This is a genomic window from Corynebacterium nasorum, from assembly GCF_022345765.1.
In the GTDB taxonomy this organism is placed as follows: Bacteria; Actinomycetota; Actinomycetes; order Mycobacteriales; family Mycobacteriaceae; genus Corynebacterium; species Corynebacterium kefirresidentii.
In genome coordinates this window covers 16,898-31,682 of record NZ_JAKRDR010000011.1, presented here as the reverse complement: position 1 = coordinate 31,682, position 14,785 = coordinate 16,898, and the positions used below count along the sequence as shown (strand labels likewise).

13 protein-coding genes are annotated in these 14,785 nt (G+C 58.1%); 7 read left to right on the top strand and 6 right to left on the bottom strand.

What is annotated here, in order from left to right; translation table 11 throughout:
• Positions 1-13: 13 nt before the first annotated feature.
• Genes MHK04_RS08585 through MHK04_RS08560 form a run of 6 tightly spaced genes read left to right on the top strand, consistent with a single transcriptional unit; the run spans position 14 to position 7,101 of the window.
• A complete protein-coding gene (locus MHK04_RS08585) occupies positions 14-1,615 on the top strand; it encodes a choice-of-anchor M domain-containing protein (RefSeq protein WP_239208442.1) in 1,602 nt (533 codons plus the stop codon).
• Positions 1,615-3,126, top strand: coding sequence for an anchored repeat ABC transporter, substrate-binding protein (locus MHK04_RS08580; protein ID WP_239208440.1), 1,512 nt, complete (start codon positions 1,615-1,617; stop codon positions 3,124-3,126). The genes MHK04_RS08585 and MHK04_RS08580 overlap by 1 nt, the downstream gene beginning before the upstream one ends.
• Positions 3,119-3,997 carry a choice-of-anchor M domain-containing protein gene (locus MHK04_RS08575; protein ID WP_239208438.1) on the top strand — a complete coding sequence of 293 codons (879 nt, stop codon included), beginning with the start codon at positions 3,119-3,121 and terminating at the stop codon, positions 3,995-3,997. Before MHK04_RS08580 ends, MHK04_RS08575 begins: the two co-directional genes overlap by 8 nt.
• Positions 3,990-4,718, top strand: coding sequence for an anchored repeat-type ABC transporter ATP-binding subunit (locus tag MHK04_RS08570; protein WP_239208436.1), 729 nt, complete (start codon positions 3,990-3,992; stop codon positions 4,716-4,718). Before MHK04_RS08575 ends, MHK04_RS08570 begins: the two co-directional genes overlap by 8 nt.
• Positions 4,715-5,623, top strand: a complete 909-nt coding sequence (locus tag MHK04_RS08565; protein ID WP_239208435.1) for an anchored repeat-type ABC transporter permease subunit — start codon at positions 4,715-4,717, stop codon at positions 5,621-5,623. The genes MHK04_RS08570 and MHK04_RS08565 overlap by 4 nt, the downstream gene beginning before the upstream one ends.
• Positions 5,620-7,101 carry a choice-of-anchor M domain-containing protein gene (locus tag MHK04_RS08560; protein WP_239208434.1) on the top strand — a complete coding sequence of 494 codons (1,482 nt, stop codon included), beginning with the start codon at positions 5,620-5,622 and terminating at the stop codon, positions 7,099-7,101. Before MHK04_RS08565 ends, MHK04_RS08560 begins: the two co-directional genes overlap by 4 nt.
• A gap of 85 nt (positions 7,102-7,186) precedes the next feature.
• Here the strand turns inward: MHK04_RS08560 and MHK04_RS08555 are convergent, their stop codons facing one another.
• Complete coding sequence (locus tag MHK04_RS08555; protein WP_239208433.1) at positions 7,187-8,350, bottom strand: CE1 family esterase; 1,164 nt, start codon at positions 8,348-8,350, stop codon at positions 7,187-7,189.
• Positions 8,351-8,450: 100 nt separating this feature from the next.
• Here MHK04_RS08555 and MHK04_RS08550 point away from each other — a divergent pair, with 100 nt between their 5' ends.
• Entirely contained in the window at positions 8,451-9,554 is a 1,104-nt protein-coding gene (locus MHK04_RS08550; protein ID WP_239208432.1) for an isochorismate synthase, read from the top strand.
• Here the strand turns inward: MHK04_RS08550 and MHK04_RS08545 are convergent.
• The 5 genes from MHK04_RS08545 to MHK04_RS08525 all read right to left on the bottom strand — a co-directional run bounded on the left by MHK04_RS08545 (position 9,551) and on the right by MHK04_RS08525 (position 14,699).
• Positions 9,551-9,916: a class I SAM-dependent methyltransferase gene (locus tag MHK04_RS08545; RefSeq protein WP_396127275.1), complete on the bottom strand. Its 366-nt coding sequence runs from the start codon at positions 9,914-9,916 to the stop codon at positions 9,551-9,553. The two genes, MHK04_RS08550 and MHK04_RS08545, sit on opposite strands and share 4 nt — an antisense overlap.
• Positions 9,917-10,117: 201 nt before the next feature.
• Positions 10,118-10,927 carry a fumarylacetoacetate hydrolase family protein gene (locus MHK04_RS08540; RefSeq protein ID WP_049360951.1) on the bottom strand — a complete coding sequence of 270 codons (810 nt, stop codon included), beginning with the start codon at positions 10,925-10,927 and terminating at the stop codon, positions 10,118-10,120.
• A 181-nt stretch (positions 10,928-11,108) separates the two neighbouring features.
• Entirely contained in the window at positions 11,109-12,128 is a 1,020-nt protein-coding gene (locus tag MHK04_RS08535) for a 3-isopropylmalate dehydrogenase (protein WP_239208431.1), read from the bottom strand.
• 120 nt (positions 12,129-12,248) lie between these two features.
• Complete coding sequence (serA, locus tag MHK04_RS08530) at positions 12,249-13,835, bottom strand: phosphoglycerate dehydrogenase (RefSeq protein ID WP_239208430.1); 1,587 nt, start codon at positions 13,833-13,835, stop codon at positions 12,249-12,251.
• A gap of 63 nt (positions 13,836-13,898) precedes the next feature.
• Positions 13,899-14,699, bottom strand: coding sequence for a hypothetical protein (locus MHK04_RS08525; RefSeq protein ID WP_239208429.1), 801 nt, complete (start codon positions 14,697-14,699; stop codon positions 13,899-13,901).
• Positions 14,700-14,785 lie beyond the last annotated feature (86 nt).

The window sequence follows — 14,785 nt, the reverse complement described above, 5'->3', positions numbered from 1 at the left end:
ACGGGAAACCACAATGCATCATTCACCATCCTTTGCCCCTCGGCGCGTCCCGCTGCGGCGCCGATTCATTCACGTATTCGCCGCCGTCTTTGCCACAGCATTGGCCTTCTTCTCCCCTGCCGCGGCACTTGCCTTTGATGAGGTCTTCGACTCTGGCCACGTAGACGCCTTTTATGTCACAGCCCCAGATGGTCAGCTCCACCTATCGATGAAGGAAGACATCACTGGATCGGGCGTTCCACGCTCCGGCGATGATGTGGCGCTCAAGGTTGTGGAGGACGCTTGGTCCGATGCCACCGAGGCCGTGCCGGAGATCGGCCAGCCCACCTATTTCCTGCCGCAGACCCAGGATCAACGCATCATTTGGCCCGGCTGGGATACCCAGCCTGCACGCGATGGCGGCTTTGACAACGTTGACCTAGAATTCGCCGAAGTCTCTGGACCTGGTTCAGTGTATGTTTTTGAAACGAGCGGCTTTGGCGATGTGAAGACGGTGACCGATTCCGGCTCAATGGAGCTCACCAGCGGCGAGGTCATCAACCAGCCCAATCCTGCTCACCGGCACGTCAACTGGGCCTTTAGCGAGGCCGGCACGTACACCATGACGGTGCAAGCCCATTCCAACGGTGAATCCAGCAATGCTGTGACCTACACCTGGGAGGTGGGCGACGGCGGCGATGCATCCGCAGCGGATCGATCGGCTGATACTGGCGAGGTTAGCAATGACCAAGAAGCTACGAGCACCCCGCGTTCAGCAGACAAGGGCGGCGCTGCAGCCGCAGATAAATCCGGTGCAGCTACGGATAAAGAGTGCACCCCGGGTATGACGCCGCAAATCAAGGACGATACTGTCTCTCCTTCCCAGTGGCGCGATGCTGATGACGCTACCTTTTATCTCTCCGATAAATCCAGCGTCGATCTGCCCCAAGAGGTAGGCCCAGTGCCAGCTGGTCAGGCGTGGATGATTGGTTCTACCCAGGTCGATGGCGTGCCGTGGCTCGGTGCTAATACCCAAAGTCCAACCATGCGCGAGAATATCCCTGGCGATGTCACCTGGGAGTTAGCAGGCTTCAAGGGCCCTGGCCCGATGATGGTCTACTCCCAGGGCGGACTGGGAAAGATTGTGGGCGATGAGTGGTTCCGAGGCAATGCCGATGCGGCGGAGGGCACCTATTCGATTGCCCCCAATACGCACGTGCACCCCAACTGGGTCTTTGGTGCGCAGGGCACCTACGACGTCACCATCCGCCAGGTGGCCAAGACCGGTGAGGGCAAGCAAGTCGCCGGCGAAGCGACACTTCACTTCGTGGTCGGCGGCGACAAGCCGGCGGAAGCCTTTGACAACGGGCACTTCGACCTAGGCGCTGCGGTAAATCCGGAGGGCGGAGACTGCGGGGATGGTGCTGCGGCAGGTGGGGCGTCGGCAAGCGCTGGTGGCTCTACCACAAGCACCGGAACAAGCACTGGCCAGGCCGCGCAGGCCCCTAGCAAGGGCGGTTCTTTAGCCAATACGGGGACTCCCATTGTTCCCTTTGGCATCGGAGCACTGGGCTTGGGCATGCTTTTCCTCGGCCTAGGCATTGCCCGCCTAGCTGTAGCTAAGGCAGCGGACTAATGGCGCGTGCGCTTTCCCATAGAGGCAGGCTTCGGACCATAGGCGCGCTGCTGGGCTCCTGCCTGCTAGCCACTGGTTGTGCCCCCTCGGCCGCGTTGGATGCTGGAGACGGAGAGAAATTCACCGTGGTGGCCACCACCCCGATCCTCGCGGATCTCGCGCGCAACATTGCGGGAGAAGATGCCCGCGTACAAAACCTTATCCCCAGTGGAAAAGATCCGCATACCTTTGAGCCAACGCTGCGCACGGTCCGCGATGTTGCCAATGCCGATTTGGCGCTGAGCAATGGCTACTTGCTGGAGCCGCAGTCTCTCATCGATACACTGCACGAATCCACCGATGCCCCCGTGGTGGAAGTCGCCGATGCTGCCTCCACCCGCGGTGCCACTCTCGTGCCGCTGGTAGAAGATGTCTCGCTCGAGGCAATTTGGCTGGGCCTGCGTATCAGCGGCGCACAACAGCGCTCTTCCGGAGTGGACTTCCGCATGGTCTCTGCCGACGGACCAGGTAACGTCGCCGCCTATGTGGTCTCTACCTTCGGCACCCCGGAGGTCCTTTTTAACTCGGCCGATGGCATCGATGAAAAAGAAGACTCAGTGACCCTGCCGGCCAACGCTCACACGCATGTCTCTTGGGGATTTTCCCAGCCAGGGATCTATCACCTCGGGTTCCAAGCAGAGGGCACCGACGTCCAACACCTCACTGTGGCCGTCGGAGTAAACCCACCTAAAGGCATGCAAGTGATAGATTCCGGACACCTGGATATTGCAGGTGACCTAGCCAAACACAGCATTGACTTGCGCGATCAGGACAAGCGTTTCGACCCTGCCACCACCGTGATGTCCATCCCCTCTTCAGTGCTGCAGCCCATTCCGCCTGATCCTGCCTACCGCTTCCTGGGCAGGCCGGGCGCGGATACCTACCTATTGCCGCAAGCGGTCCTAGGAAAACACATCCACGGCGAGGTGGACCCGCACCTATGGCACAACGTGGACAACGCCATCGCCTACGTCGATGTCATTGCCGAGGAAATGGCGCAAGCAGATCCTTCTCACGGGGCGTCCTACCGCCAACGGGCGGAGGCCTACACCCAGCGCCTGCGGAATACGGATACCTATGTTGACCGCGCCATTTCTTCTATCCCTAAAGAAAACCGGCACCTCGTGACCACCCACCACGGCTACGCCTATCTGGAGCAAGGATATGACATGTCGGTGGCCGGCTTCGTCACTCCCAATCCGGCCATCGAGCCTTCCCCGCGCGAGGTCATTTCCTTGCGTCGCACGCTGGAGAACCTACATCTGCCAGCCGTGTTTGTAGAACCCGTGCAGCAGGCAAGCGCCGAGACATTGAAGCAGGCTGCAGCGGAGCAAGGCGTGGAGCTGTGCCCCATCTACGGCGACACGTTCGATGACACCGTCAGCTCCTACATCGACCTTATGAAATTTAACGCTGATTCCCTTCAGCGCTGCCTCACCCCCAACCCCACCGATGGAGATAAAAATGCTTAAATTCGCTACTCGTACCGCCACCCGCACCGCCGCCTGCGTCCTTACTGCAGGCCTGGCATTTTCTACCAGTCCTGCTTGGGCGGGCGACCTCGCCCAGGTGGTCGGCGCCGATGAACACGTTGCCCCACAGGGCGAGGAAAAGGTCATCGATACCGGTCACGTAGACGTTGGTGCCCTGCTTAATGGCACGGATTCTGAGCTTATGGCCCGCGATGATGCCGGCGATAAGCCAGTCTGGCGTCACCTGGATGACCTCGTGTTTTCCGTGGGCGATAAGGCACAGCAAACCCTTCCCGATACAGATGACTTTGGCTTCGTTGGCGCTGAATCCGGCGATAAGGTCTGGGTAGTTCCCCAAACCGAACAAGTCGGTGTTCCCTGGCTGGGGTGGAATACCCAGGCTCCCTCACTTGTCGACGCCGCCGATCGTGGAGTCACCATGGAATTCCTCGGCCATTCCGGGCCAGGCGATTTCTCCCTCTTCCTGCAAAACGGCGGCTTCGAAGCGCCACAGCTCTTGTGGTCCACCGCGCAGAAGAGCGACGAGGACTTCTGGGTAGACCTCAATACCCACACCCACGCCAACTGGACGTTTACGGAGCCAGGCACCCATCAGGTAGGCATCAGGGTAAAGGGCAAGACCAAGGACGGTGCTGATTTCAGCACCGATGGCGTACTCACCTTCGCCGTGGGTGATGATGCCGACGTCCAAGCGGCCCAGGACACCACCTGGAATCCAGACGATGCCCAGACCGCGGGCTCCTCTATTCCCACCTGGGTTTTTGTCCTCGCCGGTGTCGGCGCCGTAGTACTGCTACTGGCCCTGGGACTCGCCCTGCGTTCAGCCAAGCGGGGCGATAACCGTGGCTAAACCGCTTATTTCCGTTGCTGATCTCAACGTCTCGCTCTCGCATCGCAGCGTCATCACCGATGCCAACCTCACCGTCTGCCCGGGCGAATTCATCGGGCTCCTCGGGCCCAATGGTGCTGGTAAGACCACTCTCATGCGCGCGATTTTAAGGCTTATTCCTTCCTCCGGAACTCGCAGCATCTCCGGCACTGTGGGGTATGTTCCCCAGCGCCACGAGGTGGAATGGGGCTTTCCCATCAATGTCTATCGCACCGTTCTCAGCGGCCGCACCGGCCTTATCGGCTGGCTCAAGCGACCGCGCGCCACGGACCACGCCGCGGCGGCAGAGGCGCTTCGTTTGGTTCACATGGAAGAATTTTCTACCCGCCCCATCGAAGAACTCTCCGGTGGTCAACGCCAGCGCGTGCTCATCGCCCGGGCCCTCGCCACACAACCACACGTGCTGCTGCTCGATGAGCCCTTTACCGGGCTAGATGCGCCCAATACCGAATCGCTTCTCGAGCTTTTTGAAGAGCTTTCCCACCGCGGCACCTCCATCATTATGTCCACTCATAACCTTTCTGAAGCCGCACATTCCTGCCACCGCCTCATTCTTTTTAACGGCACCGTGGTAGCCGATGATTCCGCTTCGCGCCTTCTTCGCCAGACGGATCCGTGGACGCACACCTTTGGCGTGCGTGCCGGTTCGCCTTTGCTTTCTGCCATTGGAGTCTCCGCATGATAGAAATTTCCTTCCTCGATTTCCTGCGCGACCTGGTCAATCCCCACCTTGACTTCCTCGCTCGCGCGGTAGGCATCTCCTTGCTGGCGGCCATCGTGTGCGGCGTCATCGGCTGCTATGTCGTGCTGCGCGGCATGGCCTTTATTGGCGATGCCGTCTCCCACGCGGTATTTCCTGGCCTAGCCATTGCCTTCTCCCTGCAAGCCTCGGTGCTCGTGGGTGGCGCAGTCGCCGGTGCGGTTGTGGCCTTGCTCATCGCCGCCTTTTCGCAGCGTCGCCACGTACGAGCGGATTCCATCATCGGTATCTTCTTCGCCGCGGCCTTCGCCTTGGGCATGGTGATCATCTCGCGCACCGATGGCTATAGTGCCTCGTTGACAAACTTCCTCTTCGGCTCACTCACCGGCGTATCCCGCACCGATATCATCATCGCGGCCTGCGTATGTGCCGTGGTTATCGCCATCGTTATAGCCTTTGGCCCCCAGCTCAACGCCACGTGCTTGGACCGGGAAACCGCTCGCGCGATGGGCTTGCCCGTCTTTGTGCTGGATATCATTTTGTACCTGTGCGTCACGGCCGCAGTGGTCATTTCCGTAAGCACGATCGGCAATATCTTGGTCCTCGCACTGCTTATCACTCCGGCCGCGACGGCACGCCTACTTAGCGCAAACCTCACGACCATGATGTGGCTATCCGCCCTCATTGGCGCGCTATCTAGCTTCCTCGGTATCTACCTAGCATGGGCCATTGACCTGCCAGCCGGCGCCTCCATCGTGCTCACCCTTACCGTAATTTTCTTGGGCGTTTGGGCCATCCACCCACTGCTCGGCGCCCGCAAGCACGCAGGTGCCTCGCTTTCCGACGCCCCACACCCCACCCCACGAAAGGAATCCGTCTCCTCATGAAACCTGTCTGCCGCACCGCGGTGGCCCTTGGCGCCGCCGGACTTATTAGCCTCGGCGCCCTTCCGGGAGCGGGAGTAGAACCCTTCGAGCCCGCCACCGCATATGCCGAAGAATCCACCGAGGAATGCTCTTCCAGCGACTTCGACCTCATCACCAAGGGCCACCAGGACATGGCGCTCAGCGGCGATTCCGGTGATCTCAGCTTCACGGTGAAAGATGATGACAAGGGCGTCGAGCATGACTCTGAGTCCTTCGCCATTGAGGTATCTGATGACCTTAAACAACCGCTATCAGAGCTCGGTGATTCTTCCCTGCCCGATGAAGGTTGGATTCTGCCGCAAACGCAAGACCCCGATGCTCCTTGGCTAGGTTTTAATACCCAAGAGCTGTCTCAGGATCTCCTCGCCACTGGAGACACCGCTAACTTGAGCATGGCTATCGCACAGGGCCCCGAAGATGGCCGCATCCTGGCCTACCAGGTGAATCTTGGTGACCCCAAGGTGCTTATGGACACTGCCGATGGCTCTGCCTGGGACTACCCCGGCAACTCCCATTCCCACCCGGCCTTTGCCTTTACCGAGCCGGGTACTTACGCGGTGAGTTTTACCTTCGAGCTTCCCGACGGCACCCGACACCACTTGCATGCTGGCTTCCTCGTCGGAAAGCAGGCAGATGCGAAAGATCTATGCGGCGTGGACTATACCGATGCGGACGCTGCTACCGGCAACGGTGGCGACTCAAATAGCCGCCCCAAGCAACTGGAAAAAGACGTCAAAGACGTAGACAAAGCCATCGCCGGGCTAGACAAAGAACTCGACAATACCCTGCAGGAGGGCCAGAAATTCCTAGACGGTGGCAAGCCACAAGAAGACAAGAAGGGTTCTGACGAGGACAGCGCGGGCAAGCGCAAGCAGCCCTCCCGCACCAAGGAAAAAGACGCTGGGAAGGATGGAGCGCCACATAAGACGCCGTCCACGGGTTCGGCTCACGCCTCTGGTACTACGCGAAAGTCTGGTGCTGGTTCTGGGGCTACGACCCACCATTCGACTAGCCGTGTCAATGATTCTGCCTCCACTGCGAAATCCGGAAAAAGCGGAGGCGCTGGCACGGGCTCGCACCGTTCTGCTTCCACCAGCGGTTCTTCCCACTCGACGGCCAAAAAGTCCACCGGCTCTCGGGACGCAAAGTCCGCAAAGCGTACCAAGGGCAAGGCCGCAGGCACCGCTGGTGCAGAGAGGGTGCCGGATGCCGGCGCTGCGGAAGGCAAAAACACTGGAAATGTACTGACTAATGCCGCTGCGTATACCGCCACCCTGGCTAAAAGCAGCTTCTGGGCGGGCCTTTTAGCCGGACTAGGCGCATTCGCTCTGGTGCTCGGAATCGGCCTGTTGGTCTATGTCCAGTTCTTCCGCAAGAAGAAGGCCCCAGCCCAGCAGCCGGCCGATAATGCCACGGCTCACTTGCCGCGCGTCGACTAGCGCAGTGCTGATTGTCGGCCAACAATAGAACGAGGCCCAGAGGATCTCTCCTCTGGGCCTCATCCGTGGCTAAGCGCCGCTGTTTTTATACCCTGGTCTTGGACGAGAGGAAGTCCCAGACCACCTTTGGAGTATCTGGCTGCCAGAACCAGGTGTGGTCTTCTGGAACCTTGACCAGCTGTACGTCCTTTTGGCAACCGTTGAAGTTCAGGCGTTCGGAACCGCCAGCCTCTGGAGTCGCCTGGAAGGTCATATCGCATCGATTGCGTTTCAGGTAGCCGCCAAGCACGGTGCGCACCGGCAAGTAGCCAGCCTCGTGCCGGTCACCGCCTTCATAGGTCATCATCTTGTCATTGACGCCATGCATGATGAGGGTACTCATCGGCGCATCGGCACAGTTGACCTCGACCGGGTTATAAAAAGCACCCGAGACCATGGCTACAGCGGCGAAGGTATCTTGGGCGTGGCAGCCCAGCACTGAGGTAAAGCCGCCGCCATTGGACATACCCATGGCGTACACGCGGTTGCGGTCAACGTGGTAGTCCTTGTCCACAGAGTCAAGAATGCGTTTGATGAAGCGGATGTCCTCACCATCGCGCGTCTTGGCATAAGGTGCTGCCTCCCAAGCACGCTCAAAACCCTCCGGGTAGACGATGATTGCCTCGTTATTGGCTTCAGTGGTCTGCATGCGTGCGTAGCTGGAATAGTTTTCCGGGGAATCTCCCCATCCACCGAAGCCGAAAAGTACAGGCGCAGCCTTTTCCGGCGAATAGTTATTGGGAATGCGCAATAGATACCTGCGGGTCTTTCCCTCGTGCTCCATAGTGAGCGACTGTATGGAGCCCGGCTTAAATGGCGGGTTGGGGTTGATGCTGGCATCTACCATCGCTGGCCGCGGCGCCGGCTCCGGAAGCGATGATCCCTCTGGAGCAGGTGCCGGGTTGTCTTGGTCAGCACCTTTATCTGCTGGTGCCGGGGTGGATTCTTTCACGCCTTCTGGAACGAGGTGGGATCCATCTGGCTGCGGGATAACCGGCTTCGCGTTTTCGGGTGCCGGCCCCGGTGCCGGTGCTGGTGCCGGTGCTGGTGCCGGTGCTGGCTGTGGTGCGTTTGCTGGGGCCGGCGCAGGTGCAGGTGCAGGCGCTTCTTGCGCGTGGGCAGGAGACACGCTCAGCAGCGCCCCGCAAGCCAGCACACCAACAACAATCAGGTAAAGGAAATAGCGAAGAAAATTAGTAACATTAGCCACAAGGTTAAAACTAACCACATTTTTCACTAGAGACACTGTTTACACGCCCAGTGCACACTCAATTCTGTAAGAAAAGCCCAAGGCATTAAGCTATATTTTCATGCACGAAGACAGACCAAGCACCGCCCCCGATTTTTTGCTCTCACGGGCAACGGGGTCTGTCCGTACCCAAGGGGCGCGCCACACTTTTAATGACGCCGATGCGGCAATTTCCGCTCTCCGCAGCAAGGATGTAGAGATGGTCGTCGGTGCGATCCCCTTCGATTCGGACACCCCCGCGGCACTAACCGTACCGGAGGCCATCATCCGCGAAGAGGGCCCGCTGGAACCGCACGCTTATTATCGCAACCAGAGTTTAAGCTCCCGCGTAGTTGGCTTCGATCCAGAGCCTGAGGAACACCTTCGCCGCGTGGAGGCAGCCATCGGCACGATTGAAACCTCCAAACTAGAAAAGGTAGTTCTAGCCCGCGCGGTAGACATCGAATTCCCTGAAGCCATCGATCCGCGCCTCGTAGCGGCGCGCCTTATCGATCTCTCCGCCAACCGTGACGGGTTCATTGCTGATCTCTCTCCCGCTGGAAGGCCGGGCGCGATGCTGGTCGGCTCCTCCCCGGAGGTTCTAGTCAAGCGTCAAGGCTCGACTGTGTCAGCCTTTCCCTTGGCGGGTTCGTCTCCGCGCCGCGCCTCGGCGGCCGAGGATCACCTCGCAGGACAGGACCTCTTGCATTCTTCCAAGGATCTCCACGAACACGCTTTTGTGGTCGACCACCTGCGCCGGGCGCTCACCCCATTGTGCGAGCGACTAGATATTCCGGACGTCCCACAACTGATAAGCACAAATGAAATGTGGCACCTTGGCACGCCGATTTCCGGAACGCTCAAGGATAAAGACTTGACTGCGCTCGAGCTTGCCCTAGCGGTCCATCCCACACCGGCTATCTGTGGCACCCCGGCCGAAGCCGCCCAAGCCCTTATTGAGACTGCGGAGACTGACCGTGGTTTCTATGCCGGCGCGGTCGGCTGGTGCGATAGTTCAGGTGACGGCGAATTTATGGTAGCCATTCGCTGCGCAGAGGTTGCCGGCGATGGACTCTCCGCACGCGCTTGGGCTGGTGGAGGCATCGTCGGCGATTCTGATGCCCAAGCGGAGTTGGAAGAAACCACCGCTAAGCTGCGCACCATTTTGAAGGCGCTAAGCCTCTAGCCCACGCGCTTGGCGACGAGCACGACGTCGGTGCGGTGGTGCGCACCTGCACCTTCAGCCAGGTGGCGCTCCTGGCGAGTTAGGGTAATAGTTTTTAATTCCTGCAGGTTGTGCGCCAACCATTCCGGCATCGCCAGTTCTGTGGACTCCATATCGTGGTGAACAAAAAGCAGTGTTCCCCCTGGAGCTACCAAGTGCTCAAGCTTTTCGACCTCTTCCGACGTTGCGCGTATCCCACCGTAGTGGACGCTTACCAAGTCAAAGGGCTCATGGCTAAAGCCACTAAACATAGCAACCTGTGCGGCAACGCCGAGGGCGCGAGTGCGGGCTACGGCCGTCGGGGCGAAGTCAATGCCCAACACATCCTAGCCGTGGTTTTAAGCCAGAGCGCGTCCGCGCCTTCTCCGCAGCCAATGTCCAGGGCAGAGCCAGGCGCAAGCTCCGCAGCATAATCGACAAGGGTGGAGTTCGGCTTTCCTGACCACACGCGATCAGTGCTGCGGTACCGCTCCTCCATTTCCGCGGGAGTGGGAACGTAGGGGCGATGCTCGCTCTGGTGGGAGTTATGCACGGTCGATGGAATTGCGTAGGGTACCCAGGCCTGGGATCTCGATTTCGATGGTATCCCCCGGGACCATCGGAGCGGTGCCCGCCGGTGAACCAGTAGTAATGACATCGCCGGGAAGCAAGGTATAGGCGGCGGAAATCTCTTCTAAGATGCCGCCCATCTTCACAATCATCTGGTCCGTATTGGAATCCTGCTTTTGCTCACGAGAGCCCTCGTGTGTCAGGTAGGCATTAATCTTCTGGTCATCCAGATTCAAGCTGTCCAGATCCGTCTCAATCCATGGGCCGAGCGGGCAGAAAGTGTCGATCCCCTTGGCACGAGCCCATTGTCCGTCCTTGAACTGCAGGTCACGGGAGGAAACATCATTGCAAATGGTGTAGCCCAGTACGTGGTCTTGCCAGTTCTCGGCCTTGATATTCTTCGACGGTTTGGAAATGACTACGGCAAGCTCGCCCTCAAACTCTACATTGGTGGCATAGTCTGGGATCTTGATCGCGGCATCCGGGCCGATGACCGCGGTGGACGGCTTGATAAAGATGGTGGGCGGCAAGCTATCGGCAGACTTCTTGAAGACTTCCGCAACATGGTCCGCATAGTTGCGGCCCAGCGCCACAACCTTGGTAGGCAGGGTCGGTGCCAAGAGGCGAACCTCGTTAAGCTTCCACTCGCGTCCGGTTGGCTCCGGCGGAGTGAAAGGCGTGCCAGCAATTTCTTTTGCTACTAGCTCTTGCATCGGGGCGTCTTTCGGCCCATCGATAATGGCGAAACAGATTCCTTCTGGGTGTGCAATTCGTCCTAAACGCATAGCGGTAATCCTACTCAATCGCTCCCTTTACATGTGTGCAAAGGTTACGGTGTTAATTAGTTAATTTGAGTAAATTGCGGTGTCCTTGCAAACGCCATTGCAAGCCCCTGGAAGAGGGGATGAAAGCAACCGTTCGGATCCGGGGGCGTCGGCAAGCGCATCGTGCAGGGCAGGTTTGCTCCTATGTAGCTAGGGCGCGCGAAATTCGGTCGCCGACGTCAGTGGTCTTCACCGGCCCATCGCCGCGTTGGGCAACGTCTTGCGCTACCGCATCCTCTACCCTTTGCGCATTGGCTTCATCGCCTACGTGTCGAAGGAGCATGGCCGCCGACAAAATAGCAGCCGTCGGATCCGCGATCCCCTTCCCAGCGATATCCGGTGCAGAACCATGGACCGGCTCGAACATCGAGGGATTCGCTCCTGAAGCATCAATATTTCCGGAGGCAGCAAGGCCAATGCCACCCACTACGGCACCGGCAAGATCGGTAAGAATGTCTCCAAAAAGGTTATCGGTAACTATTACGTCATATCGCGCCGGATCCGAAACCATATAAATGGTCGCAGCATCGATATGTTGGTAGTCCACCTGAACCTCTGGAAACTCAGCGGCGATGTCATCGACAGTGCGCTGCCACAGCCCACCCGCATTGACCAATACATTGGTTTTGTGCACCAAGGTCAGGTGCTTGCGGCGCTGCTCAGCCCGCGCAAAGGCATCGCGCACTACGCGCTCCACGCCAAAGCGGGTGTTTTGTGATACCTCACTAGCCACCTCATGCTCAGTGCCCTCGCGCAAGGTACCACCGTTTCCGCAGTACAGCCCCTCGGTGCCCTCGCGCACCACCACAAAATCAATGTCTCCAGGATCGGCCAACGGCGAAGAAGCAGTGGGATACAGCTTGGAAGGACGGAGGTTTACGTAGTGATCCAGCGCAAATCGCATCTTGAGCAATAGCCCTCGCTCCAATACGCCTGGAGGCACTTTACCCGGGGCACCAATAGCCCCCAATAAGATGGCATCGTGTTCGCGGAGACTAGCTAAATCCGCATCCGTGAGAAGCTCCCCGTTGCGTAGGTAGCGCCGGGCACCAAGGTCATACTCGGTGGTGTCAATATCGGAGCGAACGGCATGCAGCACCTTGAGAGCCTCAGCCGTTACCTCGGGCCCAATACCATCCCCACCAATTACCGCAAGTTTCATTATGTAGGATTCCTTTCTCATAGAGTGGATTTAACCAACTCTATCAAAAAGGACCCGCGCAGCGCAGGAAGTTACCTGTCACTACGCGGGATATGCTCCACGGATTCTGCACCAGCAGCTTTATGCGTCCATATCCAGCTGTTCACACTGCGCACCTAATGCCGCATTGACCTCAGCAATGAGAGACTCCGGAACCTCGGCTTCCACACGCAGAATAAGAACCGCATCAGATTCCTGCTTGCCATACGTAAGCGCCGCCGCCACGATATTGATTCCAGCAGCACCTAGCTTGGTACCCACCGTTCCCAACGCGCCCGGAGCATCTGCATAGCGGAAGAAAAGATTGCGACCAGTAGCGCGCATATCGACGCCGCGGCCGTTAATACGAATAAACTTCTCGGTTCCATCGATGCCAATAAGCGCACCGGTCAGCGAGGAAGTTTCTCCATCAGCACCGATAACTTTCACCTGCAAGGAGGAGCGGTGCCCCTTGGATTCCGCGTTGGTAGATACCTCCACCTCTACCCCACGGCTCTGCGCAATCTGCATGGCATTAACAAATGTCACCGGCTCCGATGTCACGCCACTAAACAGACCCCGGACAGCAGAAAGACCTAAAACTTCTACATCCTCGGTAGACAGCTCACCGCAAGCTTCTACTTCAACGGCAACGGGTGCCTGCCCCAGCAGACGTCCAGCCGTAAGTCCTAGCTTGCGCGCGAGATCCAACCAACCAGCAACTTCTTCTCCTACAGCACCACCGGAGACATTTACCGCATCCGGGACAAACTCACCAGCGAGAGCCTTGAGCACCGAAGCCGCCACATCGGTTCCTGCTCGGTCCTGGGCCTCTACAGTGGAGGCTCCCAAGTGTGGGGAAACGGTGACCTGCGGCAGCTTAAAGAGCGGAGAATCAGTACATGGTTCCGTAGCAAAGACATCGAAACCCGCGCCCCGGTGATGGCCCTGTTCGATAGACTCAGCCAAGGCCTCCTCATCCACCAATCCGCCGCGAGCCGCATTAATGAGAATCTGCCCCTTCTTCGCCTTATCCAAAAGCTCCTTATCAAACATTCCGGCAGTCTCTGGGGTCTTCGGAAGGTGAATGGTCACAAAATCGGAACGAGACATGAGCTCTTCCAATCCGACCAGTTCCACGCCCAGTGTCGCCGCACGAGCCGGGTTGGCATAGGGGTCGTGGGCAATGATGGTCGTTTCAAAAGACTTCAGACGCTGTGCGAAGAGCTGACCAATGTGTCCAAAACCAACAATACCGATGGTCTTTCCATATACCTCCACGCCCTTGAAAGAAGAACGCTTCCATTCCCCCTCGCGCAGCGACTGGTCGGCTGCTGGTACCTGACGCGCCGTCGCCAAGAGCAATGCAATGGCCTGTTCGCACGCCGAGTGAATATTAGACGTAGGTGCATTTACCACCATGACGCCCTTTTCCGTTGCCGCCGGAATATCAACGTTATCTAGGCCTACTCCTGCGCGGCCCACAATTTTTAGCTTTGGAGCTGCTTCTAAAACCTCTGCATCAACAGTAGTTGCAGAACGCACCAGCAAAGCCTCTGCATCCGGAACTGCGGCGAGCAACTCCGCACGGTTTGGACCGTCCACCCAACGAACCTCAACTGAATCCCCCAAGGCCGTAACTGTGGATTGAGCTAATTTATCGGCAATAAGGACTACCGGCTTCGACATATCTTCCTTCGCTTAAGTGTGATGCGGTGCACGCGGAATTCCCGCGTGTCAAGGAAGTGTAGTTCAGGAAGGAGCGCCCTGCTTGATTTTTGCCTTAAATTCTTTCACTCGACCGAATTCCGGTCCAAGGGCTACTAAGGCACCATCTTCAAGGCCTGCAACAGCGGCCATGCTGTGCTTATCCTCCAATGGATCAACAGTCGGCACTACCAACACCTTGCCGCCATAGGCTGCCGCCGTAATGACGTTCGCGATGGGACTATCTTTTGTCGCGATGATATTCGGCGCCATCTGGGCATCCCTGCGGGACTGTGCTGGGACAGGTTTTTTCTTTTTCCCATCAGCCTCAGGCTCGCCTTCATACGGCACCCATGCGGGCCGCAGCTCCACTTGGGGAGTCTTGTCCAATCGCGCAATATCTTTGACCATTTGCTCAGGGGAAGCTACCACCTTGGAGCCGTATTGGAATGCCGTAAACTCTCCCAGCGCTTTGTGCGTACCTGGATCCTTAATCACCTCGAAGTCCCCAGATGTTTGTGTCCACGGCACATCGCCGACAATCACCAAGCGTCGTACTCCCAGGTCCGTGAGTAGCTTATGGATTTCCAATCGCCTAGCGTCGTCATACTGCACCGCAGGCAAATGCTGGTTTACCGCCAACGTTGCTGCACGCAGAATAGATTTATCATCCGCGGTAAAGAGGACGAGCGAATCGGAATCTTCAAAAAATAGGCGGCTAGCCTCGATGCCTATGGGGTCATTGACAATGACGAATCTGCCGTCAAATTTCGGGTCAATCAGCCGGTTTTGGTTCTCCGCTTTGGCCTTATTGAGGTCAATTTCAGACTCATCCAAATCAGACAATCCCCGCCTGACCAGTTTGGTTTCAGTAACTGGCGTGCCACAGGCAGCTAATGCGAGCGATGCGACAAGCACTGTGGCAGTCAGGC

What these genes read in the sequence shown, in the direction of transcription:
- MHK04_RS08585 (WP_239208442.1), top strand. Translation starts at nt 14, where the DNA reads ATGCATCATTCACCATCCTTTGCCCCTCGGCGCGTCCCGCTGCGGCGC.
- MHK04_RS08580 (WP_239208440.1), top strand. Translation starts at nt 1,615, where the DNA reads ATGGCGCGTGCGCTTTCCCATAGAGGCAGGCTTCGGACCATAGGCGCG.
- MHK04_RS08575 (WP_239208438.1), top strand. Translation starts at nt 3,119, where the DNA reads ATGCTTAAATTCGCTACTCGTACCGCCACCCGCACCGCCGCCTGCGTC.
- MHK04_RS08565 (WP_239208435.1), top strand. Translation starts at nt 4,715, where the DNA reads ATGATAGAAATTTCCTTCCTCGATTTCCTGCGCGACCTGGTCAATCCC.
- MHK04_RS08560 (WP_239208434.1), top strand. Translation starts at nt 5,620, where the DNA reads ATGAAACCTGTCTGCCGCACCGCGGTGGCCCTTGGCGCCGCCGGACTT.
- MHK04_RS08550 (WP_239208432.1), top strand. Translation starts at nt 8,451, where the DNA reads ATGCACGAAGACAGACCAAGCACCGCCCCCGATTTTTTGCTCTCACGG.
- MHK04_RS08540 (WP_049360951.1), bottom strand. Translation starts at nt 10,927, where the DNA reads ATGCGTTTAGGACGAATTGCACACCCAGAAGGAATCTGTTTCGCCATT.
- MHK04_RS08535 (WP_239208431.1), bottom strand. Translation starts at nt 12,128, where the DNA reads ATGAAACTTGCGGTAATTGGTGGGGATGGTATTGGGCCCGAGGTAACG.
- serA (WP_239208430.1), bottom strand. Translation starts at nt 13,835, where the DNA reads ATGTCGAAGCCGGTAGTCCTTATTGCCGATAAATTAGCTCAATCCACA.